This window comes from Bacillus sp. C-3-6 (assembly GCF_054509685.1).
Genome location: NZ_JBSSBE010000002.1, coordinates 413,577 through 433,550 on the forward strand (window position 1 = coordinate 413,577; position 19,974 = coordinate 433,550).

Below are 19,974 nucleotides of genomic sequence, written 5' to 3' on the forward strand. Positions count from 1 at the left end.
ACCAAATATCCTCAAAATATATAAGCAGAAATATTACGGTGATATGCCAGTGATTCATTTTTTACGGCTACTAAATACAAAAAAGAAACTTAAAGGGTTAGTACCTAATTACAATACGTTTGTGAAGATGGATATAATAGAATAAATATACAAAAGTGTTAAAAAGTTTGTAAACGAATCGGCTAATATCTATACAAAAGAAAATATCGCTGATATTTCACCTTCAATAATAGCTAAAATTAACTAGTATACACTGATACGAAATGTTAATAAAAAAATCCTTAATACTAAAAATGTAGTAGCAAACTTGTTAAATTGGTCCAAACGATGTTTATTCTTCATCTCATTGAAAGTGCAATTGTATCTTCAGGGAAATTGTGGTAGATTTCTATAGGGAAAAGACAAATTAAAATGCTTCTTCATAAAATTGAAAAAACATTTTAATTTATTAAGAATGAGTATTGAAGAAAAAATATTATTAATTTAATAAATTAATGAATGTGTGATTGTATAGTAGTCGTTATAAAATGGATCCTCTCATAAAAAGTATGCTGGCTAATAACTCTTGCATGAATTTTTTCGACCATTAATCTTTTCGAAATTGCATCATTTAAATAAAAAGATAATTTGTTTAAGCAGTCTTCAAAACTGTTATAGGATACAATTTCATCTTTATTGAAGAAGGATGAAAGGTCAGGTTTTTCTTCAATAATTTGAAAGCCTTGGCAAGCGGCAATATCAAAAGCGCGATTATTAATGGTATTATTTTTCACTTTATTTTTATTTTTATTCTGTGGAAATAGATGACTACGATGAGGATTTAAAATAAGACTAGCATTATTATAATAGAGTGCAACTTCTTGAGGTGGAATCCATCCTTCTATAATCTTAATTCTTCGGTGATTCTTCCATTTTTTTAATAACTTATTTCTCCAGTGTTGACCAATAATAGTATAGTGATAAGGCGTTTTTTCCAAGAGAAACTGTATCAATTTTACTCGGTTAGGATAAGGATATCCAATCAACAATACTTCACTTTTATATTTTGAATTTTTTTGATTTGGTTTAAATAGTTCTATATTAGTTGCTAATGGTAAGTGATATACATTGGTATATCCTAAAGCTGTGTAATATTTAAGTGCTTCGCTATCAATAGTAAATATAAAATCGAAGTTATTTAATAGAAGAAGAGAAGTATCTATATAAAATGGATCCTCAGTTAACCAAACAGCTAATTTAATGTTCCTTTTTTTAAAATATTGAATTGCTTTTTGTGGTAGATGATTACCTAATAAGGTGAATACAATATCGGGATGAAACGTTGTTGTAATGAAATTCAATTGCTGTATTAATTCATTTGGCTGTACTGCTAACCATTCGGAATTTTGATCGATAAGAGTTCTTTGTATGCTTTGATCTAGATATTGATAGATTTTTGAGTAACCAGAAGTAATGTATAAGAGTTTCATATTTCAACCCCTGCTTTAGGTTTAAAATATATTATGAGATAAACGTAATACTTTCTATTTCTTTACAACTAATCTTAGTAATACTTGTAGTAGGAGGTGTAACTGAATTTTCCTCTTCTAATGTGACGATACAAGTATTAGGATTGAAATTTGTAAAAATAGCAGGTCCAATAATATTCCCAGATTTACCAGTTACAGTAACGACTTCGCCCGATTGTAAATTTTTAAAAATACTACATACTCCACCTGAACAACCAAATAAATTACATAAGAACAAATTTATCCCTCCTTTAAACAATATACTATATCATATGAAAGTCTGTAGAATAACGTGTAGACAAGTAACCTTTCGAAGAGAAAAAATTTAAACGAAAGCAACATATTAAAAGAATAGGTGCAACAGAATGATACATTTTAGGGTATACTGATTAGATTTTCATAAAAAAAGACATTCATTAGAATGTCTTAAATATGGATTAAGTGAGAACAATATGAATCATCTTAAGGGGTGGTTAACGTAACACTTTCTATATCTTCACAACTTATGAATATAGTATTAGTAGAAGTGGGGGTTATCACATCTTCTTCTACCAACACTACTGCACATATATTCGGAAAGAATAATGAAAAAGTAGCAGGTCCAATAATTTGACCTGATCGAGTAGTAACTGTAACAATTGTTCCTGTTGGCCACGAAGAGAATAGAAAACAAGCTAAACCTGTACAATCTGCCACATTAAATCCTCCTAACATTAAATTTTGATTGAAATAATAAAGTTCAAACATTCTATAGTGTATGTGATAGTAATGTGAAGTGTTTGGACTAATAGAAGTCACCTCTGGGCTTTATCCTTTCATAATCAATTTGAAAACTATTCAACCCTACAATACACAGGGTTAAAAAATATATTATGGTCAGAAGGTTTATTAATGAGATATTGTATGATTTGGTAAATAGCTATTCTAAGGTCCAAATAATATGATTCGAAATTGTTAAGTGAGAAAGCACGGGTATAGGGGGGTGTGCTGAATGGTATTTGAATAGAATGAAATACAAGACTTAAGTTTTCGATAGTATTAATGGATATCTCGAGCAACTAGAAAGTTTTAAAAATCAAATTCATATGTAAGAATTTTTAATAGGATTTGTTAAGGGTAATAAATTTTTGAAAATGAAGCAAAAAATTGAAAAAAAGAACACAGATCAGTGCTCTTAGAAAGTAGACTATATGGTTTTTGGATTAGTATATAATATTATATGCTTGTTTCTCTTAAGTGTGTAAACAAAATTAAATAAATGAATACATATACATATGTGCCCTTTAAAAAAGTGATAGCTCAAAAGGACTAATTTTCAAGCTGAATACATTTGCCGATCCAAACAATATATACATGTTCCCATACAAAATTAAAAGATTTGTTTATTTTTTCAATAGTAGTACCCTTCCTTAAAAATGGAGTTTAATAGTGAAAGTGAAGTGGATTATTACTGTAGTTTTTAGCTATGGGACCTTTCCAATAAAAAAGAAGATAATTGTTCATAAGAAGTAAAAAAGGAGCACCCCCAATTAAATGAGGATGCTTTTTCTTTACTTCTACGCAGAATTATTGATTTGCCCCAGGCTATTAAATTGTAAATGATAATAGTAATAATGTGGGGGTTTCCTCTATGTATTTCATACAAGGAGGGAGTGGATAATATGAGATTTTTATTAGAAATGAACTTAATTAAATACACCAAAATATTTTTTGGTGTATTTAATACATAATCAGCTTCTTTCAAAACCAACTTACGTATTATCCTTGGTTACCTCAATAATTTTACTTAATGGAATACGAATCCTTGGTAATTTCAAGCTAATAAATAATTTTTTAGGTTTAACACCAATACCTAGTGTGATATCAAAATCTTCCCATATTTAAATTACATTTCCCTTATCTAATTATATGAAGTCCTATATTTTGGACGAACTATTTGAAATCCTAAATTCGAATTACAGGTTACAAAGTATTCTTTGAAAAAGAAGATAAAGATAGCTTTGAGAACAGAGAGAAACTGTAATTAAAGTAAGAAAAGGTAAAGACTATTATTGAAAAATATATAGTTTGAGTATTTAAAATATAATATGGAAGTAACAAAGTGGACTTACGCATATAGTAATATTGATCGTAAAATTAACAAAATTTTCATTTAAATCAGATAAAGTAACGGTGTTTTTAACTTATAATAATGTTACTACGATGGAAATACGGTTATTAATTAGTTAATTTCAAAATCAATTTTAGATTGGAAGAGGATAATGAAGACCAGAGATAGTTATAAAATTATTGTAATTGGTGCTGGGACTGCAGGACTATCTTCTACTGCACATTTATTACGAAATGTATCCCTATTGAAAGAAAGTATAGCGATTATTGATCCATCAAAAAAACATTACTTTCAACCACTATGGAGTTTAGTGGGCGGTGGAATTGTTTCAAAGGAAATTACGGTGCGTGATCAAGAATCACTTATTCCTAAAGGCGCAACGTGGATTCCGAAAAGTGTTGTTAAGTTATTTCCGGAAGAAAATAAGATACTTTTAGATGATGGACTGCTGCTTAAGTATGAAATTCTTATTGTAGCAGCCGGTATACAAATAAATTGGGAAGGTATTAAAGGTTTAAAAGAGTCTATTGGGACTAATGGGGTTTGTAGCAATTATTCTTATAAATATGTTGATTCTACTTGGAGAGAAATCGAAGATTTTAAAGGAGGAAATGCGATTTTCACCCATCCTAATACTCCTATTAAATGCGGTGGCGCTCCACAAAAAATTATGTATTTAGCTGAAGAGTATTTTTGTAAAATTGGTGTAAGAAACAGAAGTGAAGTAATGTTTTATTCTGCAAACAGTAACATCTTTCAGGTTCCTCGATATGCAAATACTTTAGAACAAGTACTAGAAAGAAAGCAAATTATAACGAACTATAATAAAAACTTAGTAGAGATTATCGCTGAAAAAAGAGAAGCAATTTTTGAAGATACGCAAACACTGAAAAGAGAAACTGTACCATACAGTATGATCCATGTTGTTCCACCAATGGGGCCACCTAATTTTATTAAAGAGAGTGAGATAAGTGATTCTCAGGGGTGGGTAGATATAAACCCTTATACTTTGCAGCATGTACAGTATAAGAATATTTTCGGACTTGGAGATTGTACCAATTTACCCACCTCTAAAACTGGAGCGGCAATTCGAAAACAAATACCTGTCTTAAAACAAAATATTATGGACGTACTTAACGGAAGAGACTTGCATGCTAAATATGATGGATATACATCCTGTCCGATTGTTACAGGATATAAAAGTCTTATACTCGCTGAATTTAACTATGAACATGAGCCCCAAGAAACGTTTCCATTTAATCAAGCGAAAGAACGGTATAGTATGTTTTTACTTAAAAGATATATGTTGCCCTATATGTATTGGAATTTAATGTTGAAAGGGATCCTATAGGAAAAGATAAAAAGTGGTTATAAAAATTGAAAAGCAATTTGAAATAAATATTTGGAGGGAATAGCTATGCTTTTAAAATATTTTTATGATGAAAAATTAGCGCATGCTTCCTATTTAGTCGGGTGTCAGAAGGAAGGTGTAGCAATTGTAATTGATCCAGGGCGCTATATAGAACAATATATAGAGTTTGCTAAGAAAGAGGGGATGGAAGTAATAGCTGCGGCTGAGACCCACATTCATGCAGATTTTCTTTCTGGATCTAGAGAACTTTCTAATCTTTATCATGCAAATTTATATGTATCTGATGAAGGAGATTGTGATTGGAAATATCAATATCTCAACGAAGGTCGATACAAATTGGTTAGAGAGGGCACGGAGTTTAAAGTAGGCCATATAAAATTTAATGTAATTCACACCCCAGGGCATACGCCTGAGAGTATTTCTTTTTTAGTAACTGATACAAGTCAAAATAATTTTACGAATGATAAACCGATAGGGATTTTCACAGGTGACTTTATATTTGTAGGAGATATAGGAAGACCTGATTTATTAGAAACAGCTGTTGGTATGAAAGATACTGCACAAATAGGAGCGAAACAATTATTTGATTCTATACAAAAAGTAAAAATACTCCCTGATTATTTGCAAATATGGCCATCGCATGGTGCGGGAAGCGTATGTGGAAAAGCATTAGGAGCAATTCCAACTTCTACATTAGGTTATGAAAAGATGTTTAATTGGGCATTTCAGTGTAATGAAGAAGGTGATTTTATATCGACTTTATTAACGGGACAGCCAGAGCCTCCAAAGTATTTTTCATTAATGAAGAATTTAAATAAGTATGGTCCTCCAATTCGTAAGAAGAGAAAGATTACTGCTATTAATACAGTAGAAGAACTTCAAGAAGTTATGAGGAGTGTTCAGCAAATAGTTGATATAAGGGATGTAGAGAGTTTTGCTTCGGGTCACATTGAGAAATCAATTAACATACCGTATAACAATTCTTTCACAACTTGGTGTGGATGGTTACTAGACTATAAAACAGAGGCTTTAATAATTCTAGATGAAGAAAAGGTTAAGGTGGAGGAAGTCATTAAGGACTTTGAATCTATTGGACTAGATAATATTGTTGCTTTTGCACCCTTAAAAGTAATACAAAGACTTGATAGAATTGAAAGTTACAAAGAAAAAACATCGATTGAATTATATCCGCATATAAAAAGTGGAAGCGTTAAGGTTATCGATGTGCGTAGTAAAAAAGAGTGGGAGGAAGGACACCTTCATGATGCAATACATATAACTTTAGGTAATCTATTTGAACAGATAGATTATATACCGAAAGATTGTCCAATAGTTTTGCAATGTCGAACCGGATTACGTTCCGCTATAGCAGCTAGTATTTTACAAAGAGCTGGTATAAAGGAAGTAGTGAATTTAAAGGGGGGATTTCTTACATGGAAAAAAGAAGGGCTTCCTTATACAACATGCAATCTCAATGCGCAGGAAAATATTATATTAGGTAAGAATAATTAAAAGAAGTTATAGATGAGGTGTTAGACAAGGAAATCATAATTGTTGCAGTTTCCGGAAATACATTAGGATTATTAATTGATTATCCAGTTAAATATGAAAATATAATGCTTGTTTCAGTATTAAAGAATTTGACATTGGATCCATCTTTTATCGAATGGCAGTGTTGGAAGTACTTAGGTATTATCAATAAGAAACCAATCAAAAATTCTCTTGGATGCAAGAGAATTTTTTTATTGGGAATAGTAAGGGGGAGGGGAGGTGCATTACATATGGGAAAAGGTAGAAGTAATAATGCTGGTAAAAAGCAACCGAATTTTGATGATTCATCTAATTTTGCTAAACAAAGTCAACCAACAGAAAAGAAGAAAAAATAAGAATAGGAGCTCTCTTGATAAAGGGAGCTCCTGTTAAAAGTGTATTGACGTTTTAGAACAACATATCGATGGATTAACCCAATACCATAAATACAAGGTTTTAATTTTTACGAGTGGCACCAATTTTAATATTATTGTCCCGCTTTTTTATACATATTGACGCGTTAAATCCATTTGAAATGCTCCTTAATGGTGTTGGGCGTAACTTCGATTAAAAATTTTTAAACCTAATGGGACTTACCATTAAGAGGACGAGAATTAAAGTAATCCATGCATTGCCATATGAAAACAATCCCATACCAGCCAATGATAATCCTGCAACTGGAATAGGTAATACTTTAAAATATCCAATAGTTGGTTTAATACTATATTTAGCTAATCTTAAAGCACCCATTGTTGGGAAAAGGATAAATGCCAAAGAAGTTAAAATAGAAGGTGTTGCTATCGTATGAAATAAAAGGGCAGGGGCGACACCGAAACTAACAATATCAGCTAAGGAATCCAATTCTATGCCAAACTCACTGTTCACTTTTAATTTTCTCGCAATTCTTCCATCAAGAAAATCTAAAATAGCTGAAAAGCAAATGAAAATGGAGGCTACTCCCAAATATTCACTCATATTCAAGGTGATTGAGATAACACCGCACAATAAATTTCCAATCGTAAATAAATTTGGTATAACTTTTACAAACTGATTAAACAAGTTTGTTCCTCCTAAATTAATTAAACTTCACATTTCTGTAGCAATTTCTATATATTCTTCCGTTATTCTTAAAAATATATGACCACTGTATTACTGTAAGCTAATTAAATTTTGATAAGAAAAAAATCGATTTCTTAAACGTTCCGCTGGTTTATAAAAATGTTTAATCATTTCCAGTACGCATTATTGAATATTAGTACCTGATAGTTGATGTTTCGAGTAGTCAGGGATTTTCCAGTTCTGGTGGAAAAACTTAAAAGTAATTAAAAATAATTTCTAAAAAGGTGACATAATGATACTATTGTTCTAAAAAGGTTCGTGGTTGGTAGCGAATATAAAAAATCAGTTCAAATTTTATACAAACGCACCCAAATAGATGCCTTTTGTACCTCTTAAAATGACTTAAGATGCGTTTACTTGAGTTCATTAGGTAGTTAGGGGTTGATAGACCATCTTTAACGAAAATGTTGATCAGTTCCATTCTATTATAAATAAATATATAAAAATGAAATATGTAATTTTGCATCATCAATTCTTTTCTTATCCCATACCCAAGACAAGTTTACAATTCTCATATACATTGCATATGGTGCAGGTTCAGAAGCAAATAAACAATTTGTTTATGCAGAATTATGTGAAACTAGAAATTGCGAGAAATTCGAACGTAGCTATGATAAATAATTTGAGTTATTAGCTAAAATCCTTCGTGATCTTGGATTATCAGTAAAAGGATTATGGACTCTATACTATGTAACAGCAAATGAAGCTTATGTGTTTGTGAAGTGAAAAAACAAGAGCCGTCCTTAATCAATTTGACAGTTCTTGATTTTGTAAAATTTTAATAACTATTTCTAACTCTATATTCTGCATTAAACAATAAAAATTATCACCAGATTGTTTATTATCTATAAGACATTCAATTGTTTGAAGAATATGTCCCTTCACAAATAAGGTACCTTTGTCTATTACAATTTCTTTTGAATTCGAATTTGCTCTCTCTGTTCTTTTTAGTAACAATAATTTACTTTCAGTTAAAATAACATCTTGTGAAATGTTTTGAAAACCTATAATCCTCTTCTTAAAATCTATCACTTCTTGTAAGCTAATTTCTGTTTTATATCTACCCAATTCAATTGGTAATTCACCTGTTATATAGTTCTCATATTCTATTTCTTTTTTCTTTACTATGAAATTGTGTATAGGAACCCACGATGATTCTACTTTATTTATTCTTGGAATATCACTCGTATTTTTCTTTATATCCAATTCGAGAAGAATTCTATTTTCAAAAACCTTAGAAGAAACCATTTTACAATACGGCTCTTCATAATAATAATTTGAGGTAGTTATTAATTGTGTCTCTAATTCACGAAATTCATTATTAATATTGTTATTTTCAAATTGAAATACTTCTTGCCTTCTTTCACTCAAAATAGGATTTGTCAAAAAATTTGTTACTTCTGACACAACAGAAAAAGGTGTTTTTACCACCATAGAATTCACTCTATTACTTTGCCTCGTTTCAGAAAATACTTTCTCTTTCTCTTTTTCTGTTTCTTTTTTCTGTTTTTTCTTTGAAATTAATTGCTCATTTAAATTATTAATCTTATAAATTTTATGCCCCATATTATTACCAGACCATGGCTTATTCATCAGTAAAACACATCCCATCCGATGAATTTATAAATAAATCCATATCAGTTATATACACTCATTGTTAATATTATGTATGTTTTATCAAAACAGAAAAGACATTATCTTCTATAAAGAAGATAATGTCTTTTTCTATTTATTAAACAATACCAGCTCGTACTTGTTGTACTTGTAATACTTTTAGTGTAAGATCTAACACAATCTTTTCACGTAAAGCATCAAATGTTGCCTCTAACGTTGTTGGGCATGGAGAAAAATCTAATTCATAAAAATTAGCACTGATTATCTCAACAGTAGGTTGCTCATTATAAACTACATGATTTTCGAAGAAATATTTATCCAAACGAGGTAAATCGCCATCCTTAGGATTAATAAAATGAGAGGCTGTATCTGAAGAAGCTGCAATTAAAGGTAAAGTGAAAAAATCACCTTCTGTTAAATCTGCAAATCCAGAAAAAGGAACATTAGCAATACGATCATATAAAGCTGCATTACATTCACCAGATGCATATTCAATATTTTTACGAATATAACCTGATACAAATAATTTTGCTCTTGTAACACGACGATAAGGCGTACCGTCTACTGGAGTAAATGCTACAGGAACTAATTTACCTTGTGTTAAAAATACATTTTTTAAAACACGTTTAATTTCAGATGCTGGTGGATCTAATGGAACATCTGCTTCTACAACAATTTGAAGTGTTCTCTCCGCTAAAACTACTGGAACTTTTATTATAGGATTTACTGTAACAATAGGTTCTGCTGGTGCATTAGATAAAGGTGTTTGTGTTTGACTGACAACTGGACACGGAGCAATAATTGGACACGGTTCATTTGACATTTGATAATTTTCCCCCTTAAAATAAATCTGAATTTTATACGTTCGCAATTATATTATGTATTTTTTATAGTAATGAGTGGGTTTTTATGGTAGTCTTTTTTATCATTCTGTTTTTTGAATATGGATTCAAATGGTAGCATGTATGTTTTCTCCTATTAATATGATGTATAAAATGAAGCCTCATGAAACGAAAAGGTATTTTTAGAATAAAAAAACATAGAAAAATAATAGTACTTCATTTCTTCATACATACCAAATACAAAGAAAAGAAACTGGAAGAGTTAGCGGGAAAGTATGATATGTTTGTGAAGGGAAATATAATAGAAGAAATATAAAAAATGTGCTAACAAGTTTGCAAACGAACTTGCTAACACACATACGAAATAGATATAAAATATCTCTGATATGTCGCTTGAAAAAACAGACTTAATTAAATAGATAAGACACGTAAATTATTAAAGGCTTAATGGATAATGAAACCATGCAGAGTAGATTGGGGGGAATACTAGCTATTCAAGTTTCTCTTATTCAATAATAAAATTTCACGTACCTAATGTGCAGATAAAAACAAAATTTATTTTATCATTAGACTAATCTCACAGAACGAGAAAATGTAATGTGCTCCTATTTTAGGGGTTTTTCATTATTGGTAATTTCATGTACCGTAATTAATATTAAATCCAATTTGGAAGAAGTGAAGCAGGATGAGCTTCCTACAAAAGTGAAAGAAAAACTTGCTGCGAAATAATAAAAAGGATTTGGCCTTAAAGGTCAAATCCTTTTCTGTTTTCAAAATCTTTTTGTGAAATGAATATAAATCCATATCTTTTAAATTGAGATGTTGTTACGCCGTAACTAGTTTGTTTATTTCCACTAATTACTTAAGTCTTATCATTTTTGCACCAAAACTTATCCGTCCATTTGGTAAGGCATCGAATAAACCTTACGTATACCACCGCGAGTTCTGATAACTTACATGTAGAGATATCACTCAATATAACAAAAATGTAATGTTAATGAAATGTAATTCCACCGATACTATTAATGAAATTATATAAAATGAAGGGGAGTTAAAGAATTTTTATAATGAAAAAGGAGAAGTATTAATGCGAAATATATTAAGTGTAGAAAAAATTGAAAAATATTATGGTAATAAAGATAATGTAACAAAGGCTATAGATAATATTAGTTTTAAGGTAGATGAGGGAGAATTTGTTGGGATAATGGGGCCATCAGGAAGTGGCAAAACTACATTACTTAACTGTATATCAACGATTGATAATGTTACGACGGGAAAAATAATAATCAATAATAGTGACATTACTCGGTTAAAATCAAAGTCACTAGACAAGTTTAGAAAAAATGAATTAGGGTTTGTATTTCAGGACTTTAATTTATTAGATACTCTTACTGCTTATGAAAATATTGCCCTAGCTTTAACTATAAAAGGTGAGGAAAGTTCAAAAATTGATGGCAAAATACAAGCCGTTGCAAAATATTTAGATATTGAACAAGTATTAAGCAAATACCCTTATCAAATATCAGGCGGACAAAAACAAAGGGTTGCTTCGGCAAGAGCTATCGTAACAGATCCATCTTTAATACTTGCAGATGAGCCAACAGGATCGTTAGATTCTAAATCAGCTAGATTATTACTCGAAAGATTTGAAAGCCTAAATAAAGATTTAAAAGCTACAATACTTATGGTTACTCATGATGCATTTACAGCAAGCTATGCTCGTAGAATTCTTTTTATTAATGATGGCAAAATATTTATCGAGTTGGTAAGAGGAAATGATTCCAGAAAAGAATTCTTCACTAAAATTATCGAAGTTATAACCCTTCTTGGAGGTGACGATAATAATGTACTCTAAGATTGCTATTGGGAATGTAAAGAAAAGTCTTAAAGATTATGCCATATATTTCTTAACACTAACACTGGCTGTTTGTATATTTTATAGCTTTAACTCCATAGAATCACAAAAGGCATTTATGGAAATTAACGCTTCAGATAGAAAGTATGTACCTGTAATAATGAACGCTATCTCAGATGTGTCAGTATTTGTATCTGTAATATTAGGTGGTTTAATATTGTATGCAAATAATTTCTTAATCAAAAAACGTAAAAAAGAACTAGGAATATACATGACTTTAGGTATGGGAAGAAGAAATATATCCAGAATATTAGTAACAGAGACATTTCTAGTTGGTATTATATCTTTAGTGAGTGGGCTTATAATAGGTATTGGAGTATCACAGGGATTATCTACATTTGCATTAAAGTTATTTGACTTGCCCATTAATAAATATAAATTTGCAATTTCAACAGGTGCTATAGGTAAAACCGTATTATACTTTGGAATTATGTTTTTGCTTGTTATGTTATTTAATGTATATGTTGTTTCTAAATACAAAATAATTGATATGTTAACAGCAGGTAGAAAAAACGAAGATGTAAAATTTAGAAATCCTCTTATCTATGTAATCACATTTATTATGTGTGTAGCATTACTTGGATATGCATATGTGACTGTACTAAAAATCGGATTGGATTATAATAATCCTATGCTCATGGTATCAATCCTTCTTGGCATATTAGGTACATTGCTGTTTTTCTTTAGTTTATCTGGATTTATATTATATGTTGTAAAGAAGAATAAAAAGATTTATTTTAAAGGGTTAAATATATTTATCATCAAACAAATAAATAGTAAGGTTAATACAAATTTTATATCCATGTCTGTAATCTGTTTTATGTTATTCCTTACAATGGTGGCTTTATCTACAGGAATCAGCTTTAACAGAATGATGGACGTAACAACGAAAGAAATAACACCATTTGATGCCAGTATTACGTTGGAGAATAAGGATGAAAGTTATACTATAGAAGACGTATTAAATAAAGCTAATTTTAAAATAAGTAATAACGAAAAATATGTATCTTATAATGTATATCGAACAGGGATGGAAGTGGTGGACTTTGTACCAGAACTTAAAGATTATAAAAACAGTATAGATTTCATTAAAGTATCTGATTATAATAAAATTTTAAATCTTAAAGGTGAAAAGGAAATCACTTTAAATAACAATGAAATTTTACTTTTATCAAATGAAAGCCTGTTGATTAATTCGACAAATGAAAGATTAAAAAATAGCAATAAGGTGAATATTAAAGAGAAAGAATATTCGGTAAAAAACGCTAAAGTTATACAAGAGAATCTTTACACATATAATGTGCCAACTAATTACTTCACAATCATTATAAATGATGAGTTTTTATCAGGCTACAAAATTACTGAGTCCGTACTTAATGTAAATTATTTAGATGGAAATAGAGAAGAATATAATAAAAAATATGATAACGTTGCACGGGGCTTTTATGACGAAAATGGCCCGAAATTAAATATTAATCGTATAGCAGGCAAATCTAAGGATGAAGTTTGTGCAGAAAGTAAGGGAATGAAAACTATCGTACTGTTTATTGGAATATATATAGGTATTGTATTTTTAATAACGAGTATGGCTGTATTAGCTCTTCAACAATTATCAGAAGCCAGTGATAGCATAGATCGATATAAATCTTTGAAGAGAATTGGTTCAAACGGAAAAATGATTGACAAAACGATTTTCATTCAAACTTTCGTATACTTTAGTCTTCCAGTTATTCTTGCCCTATTTCATTCTGTAGTTGGAATTTATGTAATCAATAATTTTATTAACGCATTTCAACAAACAGACATTACTTTACCAGCATTGATGACTGGCTTAGTATTCCTTGTAGTTTATGTAGGATATTTCTACACGACATATGTCGGGTATAAAAATATTGTAAAAAGTAATACTTGATTTTATAATGCTCATTAAGGCTATTACACCTTGCTTCTCAAGGTGTAATAGCCTTATATTCTGTATAGGGAGGGAAAAGTCATGAAAAAAATCATTCTAATTGAAGATGATGAAATCATCAGAGAAGAATTACAACATTTTTTTATAAAGTATGGATATGAAGTAAAGGCTCCCACAGATTTTAATCATATTATCGAATATATAGAAAGTGAGAATGCAGACCTTATATTACTAGACATAAATCTTCCTGTGTTTGATGGCTATTATATATGCAGAGAAATACGTAAAACTTCAGATATTCCAATCTTCATGGTTACAAGTAGAGATAGTGATGTAGATGAACTGATAAGTATGAATTTAGGAGCAGACGATTTTATAACAAAGCCGTATAATACAGAAATACTATTAGCAAGAGTAACAAACATTTTAAGAAGAACATCTGGAGATTTCAAGATGAATCATATCTTAATCTATAGGGATTTTACTTTAAATCTTTCAAATGCAACAGTTACTTATCAAGACAAGTCTGTAGAGTTAACTAAAAATGAAGTTAAAATACTCTCATGTTTAATAAATAATCGAGGAAATATTGTAAAAAGAGATTCACTCATTGAAACTTTATGGAAGTCTGATTATTTTGTGGATGATAGCACCTTAACTGTTAATATAAATAGATTAAGAAAAAAGCTTGAAGAGATAGGTATAGAAAATCCAATTGCAACAAGAAGAAGCTTAGGGTATATAATGCCATGAATTTAGGTGAATTTATTAAAGATAAAATAGTAGTAATACTATCTAATGTACTGGTATATATCATACTAGCAGGTATATTGCTGACTGTGCATGTTCCGTTCATTATCATATTCTTTGTCTTTTGTATTTGGTTTTTTCCATTGATTTCATATATGGCTATAGAATTTATAAGGTGTAAAAATTATTATAATGAGATTAATGGCATATTAGAAAACTTGGAGAAAAAATACTTACTTCCAGAGGTAGTAAAGGAAGCAAACTTTATACATGGGGAAAAGCTTAACGCTATACTAAAAGAAGTAAGTAGAGATATGCATGAAAATGTAAAGTATTATAGAGATATGCAGTTGGATTACAGAGAATATATAGAAACATGGGTGCATGAAATTAAGACACCAATAGCTTCTACAAAGCTTATAATTGAAAATAATCAAAATGAAATAACGAATAAAATTGACTCTCAAATGGATCGAATCGAGGGGTTTGTAGAACAGGTTCTGTATTATTCTCGAAGCAATAACGTTAATAAAGACTATATTATCAAGCCAATCAACCTTGATAATGTAGTAAGGAATGTAATTAAAAGAAACTATAGGGATTTTATTCATAAGAGAATAAAATTAGATATACAGAATATTGGCGAAATCGTATATAGTGATGGAAAATGGGTTGAATTTATTATTAATCAAATAATAGGAAATTCTATAAAGTACTCAAATAACAAAGAACAAATGATACGTATATACTCAATTAAGAGAACTAACTCAGTAATACTCACTATAGAGGATAATGGAGTAGGGATAGTAACTAAAGATATAAATAGAGTTTTTGAGAAAGGATTTACTGGAGAGAATGGAAGAAGATTTAGCAAAAGTACAGGAATGGGCTTGTATCTATGCGAAAAACTGTGCTCAAAATTAGGTATGAAAATTACCATTGATTCTGAAGTTAATAAGGGAACTAGGGTTACATTAATATTTCCGTTGTCAGGTATGGTAACTTTTGAACCTTATTTATAAAATAGATGCTGCTATCTTTCCACGAATTTCGTATGAAACTTAAAAACAAACGTAAAACGGTATGAAAAGACTAGAAATTCTCTTTATACCGTTTGTATTATTTAGTCATTTAACGAATTCCCCGAAAGAATTCTCCTTCCACAAAAACATGTAGCAGTTGTGGAAATGTGAAAAATATGTCATTGTCTGAGCGAGTATATTCTTGTATATGTGGTGTAAATCTCGATAGAGATTATAACGCAGCTATCAATATCAAAAATGAAGCAATACGCTTATTAGCGTTAGCATAGATAGCAATAAAATAACCCTTGGAACGAGGGAGTTAGCTCGGTTGTCTTAGGACGAATTCGTTAGCTATCAAAAGTAACGACTAACCGAGAAGCCCCCACTTCAAACAGTCCATTAGGACGTTAAGCGGCGGGTAGTTCGCCATATGGGTATATTTAATTGTGAATCAGATCAATGTTAATCTGGATTAGTCATTACTATTTTTGATGCCCACTAATACTTAACGTAAGATTTGGTTTGGTTGCTACACAGACCTCGTAAGCGAGAAATTGTACACTATATAAAACAGTAAAATAAATATCCGATCCCTTAGCGTAAAAGGAATCGGATATTTTGTGTCTAAATTCTGTTCAAACGCACAGTTTTCTTTTTTGATATTGTGACTCTATGCCCATCAAGCTAAGATTTTTAATTACCTCTAAAACGGAAAAGTTATTTCTCTACAGTCATTTATGAAAAGTTAATCGAATTTCTTTTTTTACAGATGATTAATTTTTAAAAATTATACTCAAGGGTTAGGGGTTTACAATAACTTTTATGAACTATTAATACTTCATAAAAGTTATTGTAAATTTTGTGAATGAGTGTTTTTGACTTTCTACTTTAATAAATCCATGGTGAGCTTCGATAATTGATTTCGCTAGTGCTAAGCCAATTCCAATGGAGCCTTCTTTATTAGAATTTTTTGTTTTGTAAAATCTATCGAATATATATGGCAAATCTTCTGATGCAATACCTTCACCAAAATCTTGAATTATTATTTCAGTATGAATAGGAGAGTTTGTGACTTCAATATAAATAGAACTATTATCATTTGAATGTTCAATGGAATTCTTTAAAATATTTAATAAAGCTTCTTGCATCCAAATACTGTCATGGAAAAGTGATATTTTTTCATTGGTTTTTAAATGTATGTTCATATTTTTTTTATTTAATTTACTGTTCAAACTAGCAATGACCTCATAAATTGTATCAATAATATCAGAGTTTTCTTTTTCAAATAGTATTGCTCTAGCATCTATTTTTGAAACTTTTAATAAATTATGTATTAAAAAGTTGATTCTTGAAATTTGAACATCATTGTTGTGTAAAAAATGATATTGTTGTTCATTTAATTTACCTTGTAATAAGATATCATTGTTCACTGTAAGTGTTGAGAGTGGTGTTTTTAGTTGATGAGAAATATCTTGTAAAGTTTGAATTAAGAATTGTTTTTCTTCCATTAAATTATGCATACTTTTTCTAATAACATTTTTCAGTTTATGAAAAGAATTAGCAAGTTTAGCTAGATCACCTTCTCTATTTTCCTTGATATCAATGGTGTAATCACCTTCAATAATTTTATTCGCTGCAGCTGTTACATTTTTAATTTTTAAGAAAAAAGATTTATATTGTAAGTAATTTAGAAAAATTAGGATTAAGCTGAACCCTATTGCTCCAAGGAACATGTATATATTGTTTTGGGATATATGTTTATTTAAATAAGGAAAAAGTCTTGAATCTAATTCAGCAGATAGACCATATTGTTTTAATAGCATTTCTCCATCACTGGAATAATCTTTTTTATTGGCTGTATCATTTGTAAGTGCTTGTATTATTTCGTATTCATTTTCTGGGTTTTGTTCAATTAGTTTGCCAGTAATTTCACTCCAAATAGTAATATAATCATTTTTTAAATGATCATATAGAATATGAACTGTGATAACTTGATATATAATAAATAAAAAAGAGATTAATGCTAATGTAAGTATATTAATTTTTATTTCTCTATTTATCATTAAATTACTCCTTACTGACGTCTTTATTCCAGAAATATCCGACACCTCTTTGTGTGATTATACAGTCAGGATTTTGTGGGTTATCCTCAATTTTACTTCTCAATCTTTTTACATAAACAGAAAGAGTATTTTCATCGAAAAACACTTCACCTTCATCTGCTATTTTTTTCAATATCTCATTTCTTTGTAACACTTTATGAGGATTTAGCATTAACGTTAATAAGAGTTTGTATTCTAAATGTGTTAAATTTATACTTTTTTCATGCTTAAAGGCTCTGGCCGCTTCAACTTCAAGCTGTATATTTTCAGACCTTAATATAGTATTAGAAGCTGTTTTAATTTTTTTTCTTAATTGTACTTTTACTCTAGATAATAGCTCTTTTACCCTGAAGGGTTTTGTTATATAATCATCTCCACCAATATCAAGCCCCATTACTACATTTGCCTCCTCATCCAGTGCTGTGAGAAAAATAATAGGTATATCACCTTTTCTTTTAAGATGGGTACATAAATCATACCCATTTCCATCTGGGAGCCCAACATCCAATATAGCTAAGTCAAATTTATTATTTTCGTATTGGTCTTTTGCATCTTGTACAGTAGAAACTCTTATAACCTCAAGTCCTTCTCCTTTTAGAGTAAACTCAATAGCCATTCCTAGATCGTTATCGTCTTCAACGAATAATACTTTATCCACAGTATCTCTCCTCATTTGTCTTTGATTATGGCAGTATTTTAGATTATGACAGTTATTTTACACGTTGATTGGCTAATTTAAAATAGTTTAGTATGGAAATGGACTTTTAGAGGCTTTTCTGAGTATAAGCATAAACCCAAATCGGCTTAAAGCTTTTCAGTACATAATGAGATACAACAATTACTTAAAGCAGCATATTTACTTAATTCATACATGTACTTGCTTATATTTTGAAAAACCTTGTAATAGTGTCTTGTTGAATTTGTACGTTTTTATACAATCAGTAAAGTTTTGTTTAAGTTATCTTATACAAAAATGTAAAATGAAATTTGAATTCGCATTAATTATGTAAATGAATTTTAAAAAACAGATCATTGAGAATAAGAGCCGAATGGGAGCGGATTTTTGAGAATTTGAAAAGTATGTGTGTACTTAAATAAATGTATAAAAGCCGTTTAATTTTAAAGTATATGTTGATCAGAGTTACGAGTATATAAAAGGTTAGATTTAGCAATCTTACTAAACTGTAAGATTAAAGTATATATAGTAAGACAAGAGTTATTCAATTAACAATTAAAGACGTCTATACTGAAGGTAATCATTCTTTATTAAGACTTGTAGCATTTTAGCCACTGTTTATATAAAGAAAAAACCTACTGTTCTAATCCCAGATTAAACATAGTATATGAGGAGGAAGAAAATGAAAAAGATAATAGGATTTCTAGTAGTAACAGCAATTTTTATAGGTATAGGGTTTGCTGTAAATCGGTATATAAATGGTCCCTCACAACCAGTAAACGGTATCATGGTATCTGGAACGAAAGAAAATATATCAGCTGTTAAAAATCTGTATAAAGATCAAAACGTACGAACAGCAGATTATAGTTATAAATTGGTCACAGAAATAATAAAACAAGAACTCACTACCGAACAGAAAGAAGAAATTAAGAAAGAATGGAAAGAAAAAGGAGAAAATATGACTGAAGAAGAGATGGACAAGCAACTTGATAAATCATCTGTTAGCAAGAAACAATATGCGGTTATTACAAAATCTACAGCTGAAAAATTCTTAAAAAAAGGAATTGTAAGAACACCCTTATCTAAAGAAGATAGTTCAATGACTTCAGCCCCGGTAAAAGAAATAAAAGAATTAGCGAGTGAAAAAAACTTATTTTATAGAAAAAAAGCGGAAGATGAGGAAGTTAAGGATGGAAATTTAAATTTAAATGGACAAATGATACCTGTTCAACATATTGAACAAAATAATTGGATTGGCTATTTTTCATCACCGATAGTAATTGTTAATGAGGAAACATATAAACAATTAAAAGAAAAAGAAGTAAGCCTTTCGTTAATTCAGTTTACAAAAGAAAATTTTGATTATAAAAATAAAAACAAAGTAAAAAAGGTGGTCGACTACGTTTCAAAAGTGTATGCAGTAAAAGACGAGAATGGTGAGTACGATAAGGATAAAATCTATTTTGTAGAGATTCAAAATTAATCTGTGAAAAGGATGA

At 29.8% G+C, this 19,974-nt stretch carries 16 protein-coding genes and 1 pseudogene; 9 read left to right on the forward strand and 8 right to left on the reverse strand.

Annotated features, from left to right (window positions below; all coding sequences use genetic code 11):
* Positions 1-491: 491 nt before the first annotated feature.
* The 3 genes from ACW0JX_RS28805 to ACW0JX_RS28815 form a co-directional block, all read right to left on the reverse strand.
* Positions 492-1,469: a CgeB family protein gene (locus ACW0JX_RS28805; RefSeq protein WP_459245885.1), complete on the reverse strand. Its 978-nt coding sequence runs from the start codon at positions 1,467-1,469 to the stop codon at positions 492-494.
* A 31-nt stretch (positions 1,470-1,500) separates the two neighbouring features.
* Positions 1,501-1,746, reverse strand: coding sequence for a CGEA protein (locus ACW0JX_RS28810; RefSeq protein ID WP_226607184.1), 246 nt, complete (start codon positions 1,744-1,746; stop codon positions 1,501-1,503).
* 224 nt (positions 1,747-1,970) lie between these two features.
* On the reverse strand, positions 1,971-2,204 hold the full coding sequence (locus tag ACW0JX_RS28815) for a CGEA protein (RefSeq protein ID WP_226607186.1): 234 nt from the start codon (positions 2,202-2,204) through the stop codon (positions 1,971-1,973).
* A gap of 1,565 nt (positions 2,205-3,769) precedes the next feature.
* Between ACW0JX_RS28815 and ACW0JX_RS28820 the strand changes: the two genes are divergently transcribed.
* The 3 genes from ACW0JX_RS28820 to ACW0JX_RS28830 all read left to right on the forward strand — a co-directional run bounded on the left by ACW0JX_RS28820 (position 3,770) and on the right by ACW0JX_RS28830 (position 6,876).
* Positions 3,770-4,969 carry an FAD/NAD(P)-binding oxidoreductase gene (locus ACW0JX_RS28820; RefSeq protein WP_226607189.1) on the forward strand — a complete coding sequence of 400 codons (1,200 nt, stop codon included), beginning with the start codon at positions 3,770-3,772 and terminating at the stop codon, positions 4,967-4,969.
* A 66-nt stretch (positions 4,970-5,035) separates the two neighbouring features.
* Positions 5,036-6,502, forward strand: coding sequence for an MBL fold metallo-hydrolase (locus tag ACW0JX_RS28825; protein ID WP_226607194.1), 1,467 nt, complete (start codon positions 5,036-5,038; stop codon positions 6,500-6,502).
* A gap of 17 nt (positions 6,503-6,519) precedes the next feature.
* A complete protein-coding gene (locus ACW0JX_RS28830; protein ID WP_459245973.1) occupies positions 6,520-6,876 on the forward strand; it encodes a hypothetical protein in 357 nt (118 codons plus the stop codon).
* Positions 6,877-7,087: 211 nt separating this feature from the next.
* Here ACW0JX_RS28830 and pssA read toward each other — a convergent pair whose 3' ends face one another.
* The 3 genes from pssA to ACW0JX_RS28845 form a co-directional block, all read right to left on the reverse strand.
* Positions 7,088-7,579 (reverse strand): CDP-diacylglycerol--serine O-phosphatidyltransferase, encoded by a 492-nt coding sequence (pssA, locus tag ACW0JX_RS28835; protein WP_459245886.1) that lies wholly within the window; start codon positions 7,577-7,579, stop codon positions 7,088-7,090.
* 807 nt (positions 7,580-8,386) lie between these two features.
* Positions 8,387-9,232, reverse strand: a complete 846-nt coding sequence (locus tag ACW0JX_RS28840) for a DUF7852 domain-containing protein (RefSeq protein ID WP_377859415.1) — start codon at positions 9,230-9,232, stop codon at positions 8,387-8,389.
* Between the two features lie 139 nt (positions 9,233-9,371).
* On the reverse strand, positions 9,372-10,076 hold the full coding sequence (locus ACW0JX_RS28845) for a CsxC family protein (protein WP_168410674.1): 705 nt from the start codon (positions 10,074-10,076) through the stop codon (positions 9,372-9,374).
* 1,106 nt (positions 10,077-11,182) lie between these two features.
* Between ACW0JX_RS28845 and ACW0JX_RS28850 the strand changes: the two genes are divergently transcribed.
* From ACW0JX_RS28850 to ACW0JX_RS28870, 5 genes and pseudogenes are all read left to right on the forward strand, one after another.
* The gene (locus tag ACW0JX_RS28850; protein WP_089172258.1) at positions 11,183-11,950 is read left to right on the forward strand and encodes an ABC transporter ATP-binding protein; all 768 of its coding nucleotides are present in this window, start codon (positions 11,183-11,185) and stop codon (positions 11,948-11,950) included.
* Positions 11,940-13,922, forward strand: coding sequence for an FtsX-like permease family protein (locus ACW0JX_RS28855; protein WP_168410673.1), 1,983 nt, complete (start codon positions 11,940-11,942; stop codon positions 13,920-13,922). The genes ACW0JX_RS28850 and ACW0JX_RS28855 overlap by 11 nt, the downstream gene beginning before the upstream one ends.
* 81 nt (positions 13,923-14,003) lie before the next feature.
* The gene (locus tag ACW0JX_RS28860) at positions 14,004-14,675 is read left to right on the forward strand and encodes a response regulator transcription factor (RefSeq protein ID WP_061660621.1); all 672 of its coding nucleotides are present in this window, start codon (positions 14,004-14,006) and stop codon (positions 14,673-14,675) included.
* Positions 14,672-15,694, forward strand: a complete 1,023-nt coding sequence (locus ACW0JX_RS28865; RefSeq protein WP_168410672.1) for an ATP-binding protein — start codon at positions 14,672-14,674, stop codon at positions 15,692-15,694. Before ACW0JX_RS28860 ends, ACW0JX_RS28865 begins: the two co-directional genes overlap by 4 nt.
* A gap of 134 nt (positions 15,695-15,828) precedes the next feature.
* A pseudogene (locus ACW0JX_RS28870) lies at positions 15,829-15,984 on the forward strand (zinc ribbon domain-containing protein); the annotation flags it as partial.
* 543 nt (positions 15,985-16,527) lie between these two features.
* Here the strand turns inward: ACW0JX_RS28870 and ACW0JX_RS28875 are convergent.
* Positions 16,528-17,760: a sensor histidine kinase gene (locus tag ACW0JX_RS28875; protein WP_050845005.1), complete on the reverse strand. Its 1,233-nt coding sequence runs from the start codon at positions 17,758-17,760 to the stop codon at positions 16,528-16,530.
* A gap of 4 nt (positions 17,761-17,764) precedes the next feature.
* Complete coding sequence (locus ACW0JX_RS28880; RefSeq protein ID WP_050845006.1) at positions 17,765-18,457, reverse strand: response regulator transcription factor; 693 nt, start codon at positions 18,455-18,457, stop codon at positions 17,765-17,767.
* 700 nt (positions 18,458-19,157) lie between these two features.
* Here ACW0JX_RS28880 and ACW0JX_RS28885 point away from each other — a divergent pair.
* Positions 19,158-19,958: a lipoprotein BA_5634 family protein gene (locus ACW0JX_RS28885; protein ID WP_050845008.1), complete on the forward strand. Its 801-nt coding sequence runs from the start codon at positions 19,158-19,160 to the stop codon at positions 19,956-19,958.
* Positions 19,959-19,974 lie beyond the last annotated feature (16 nt).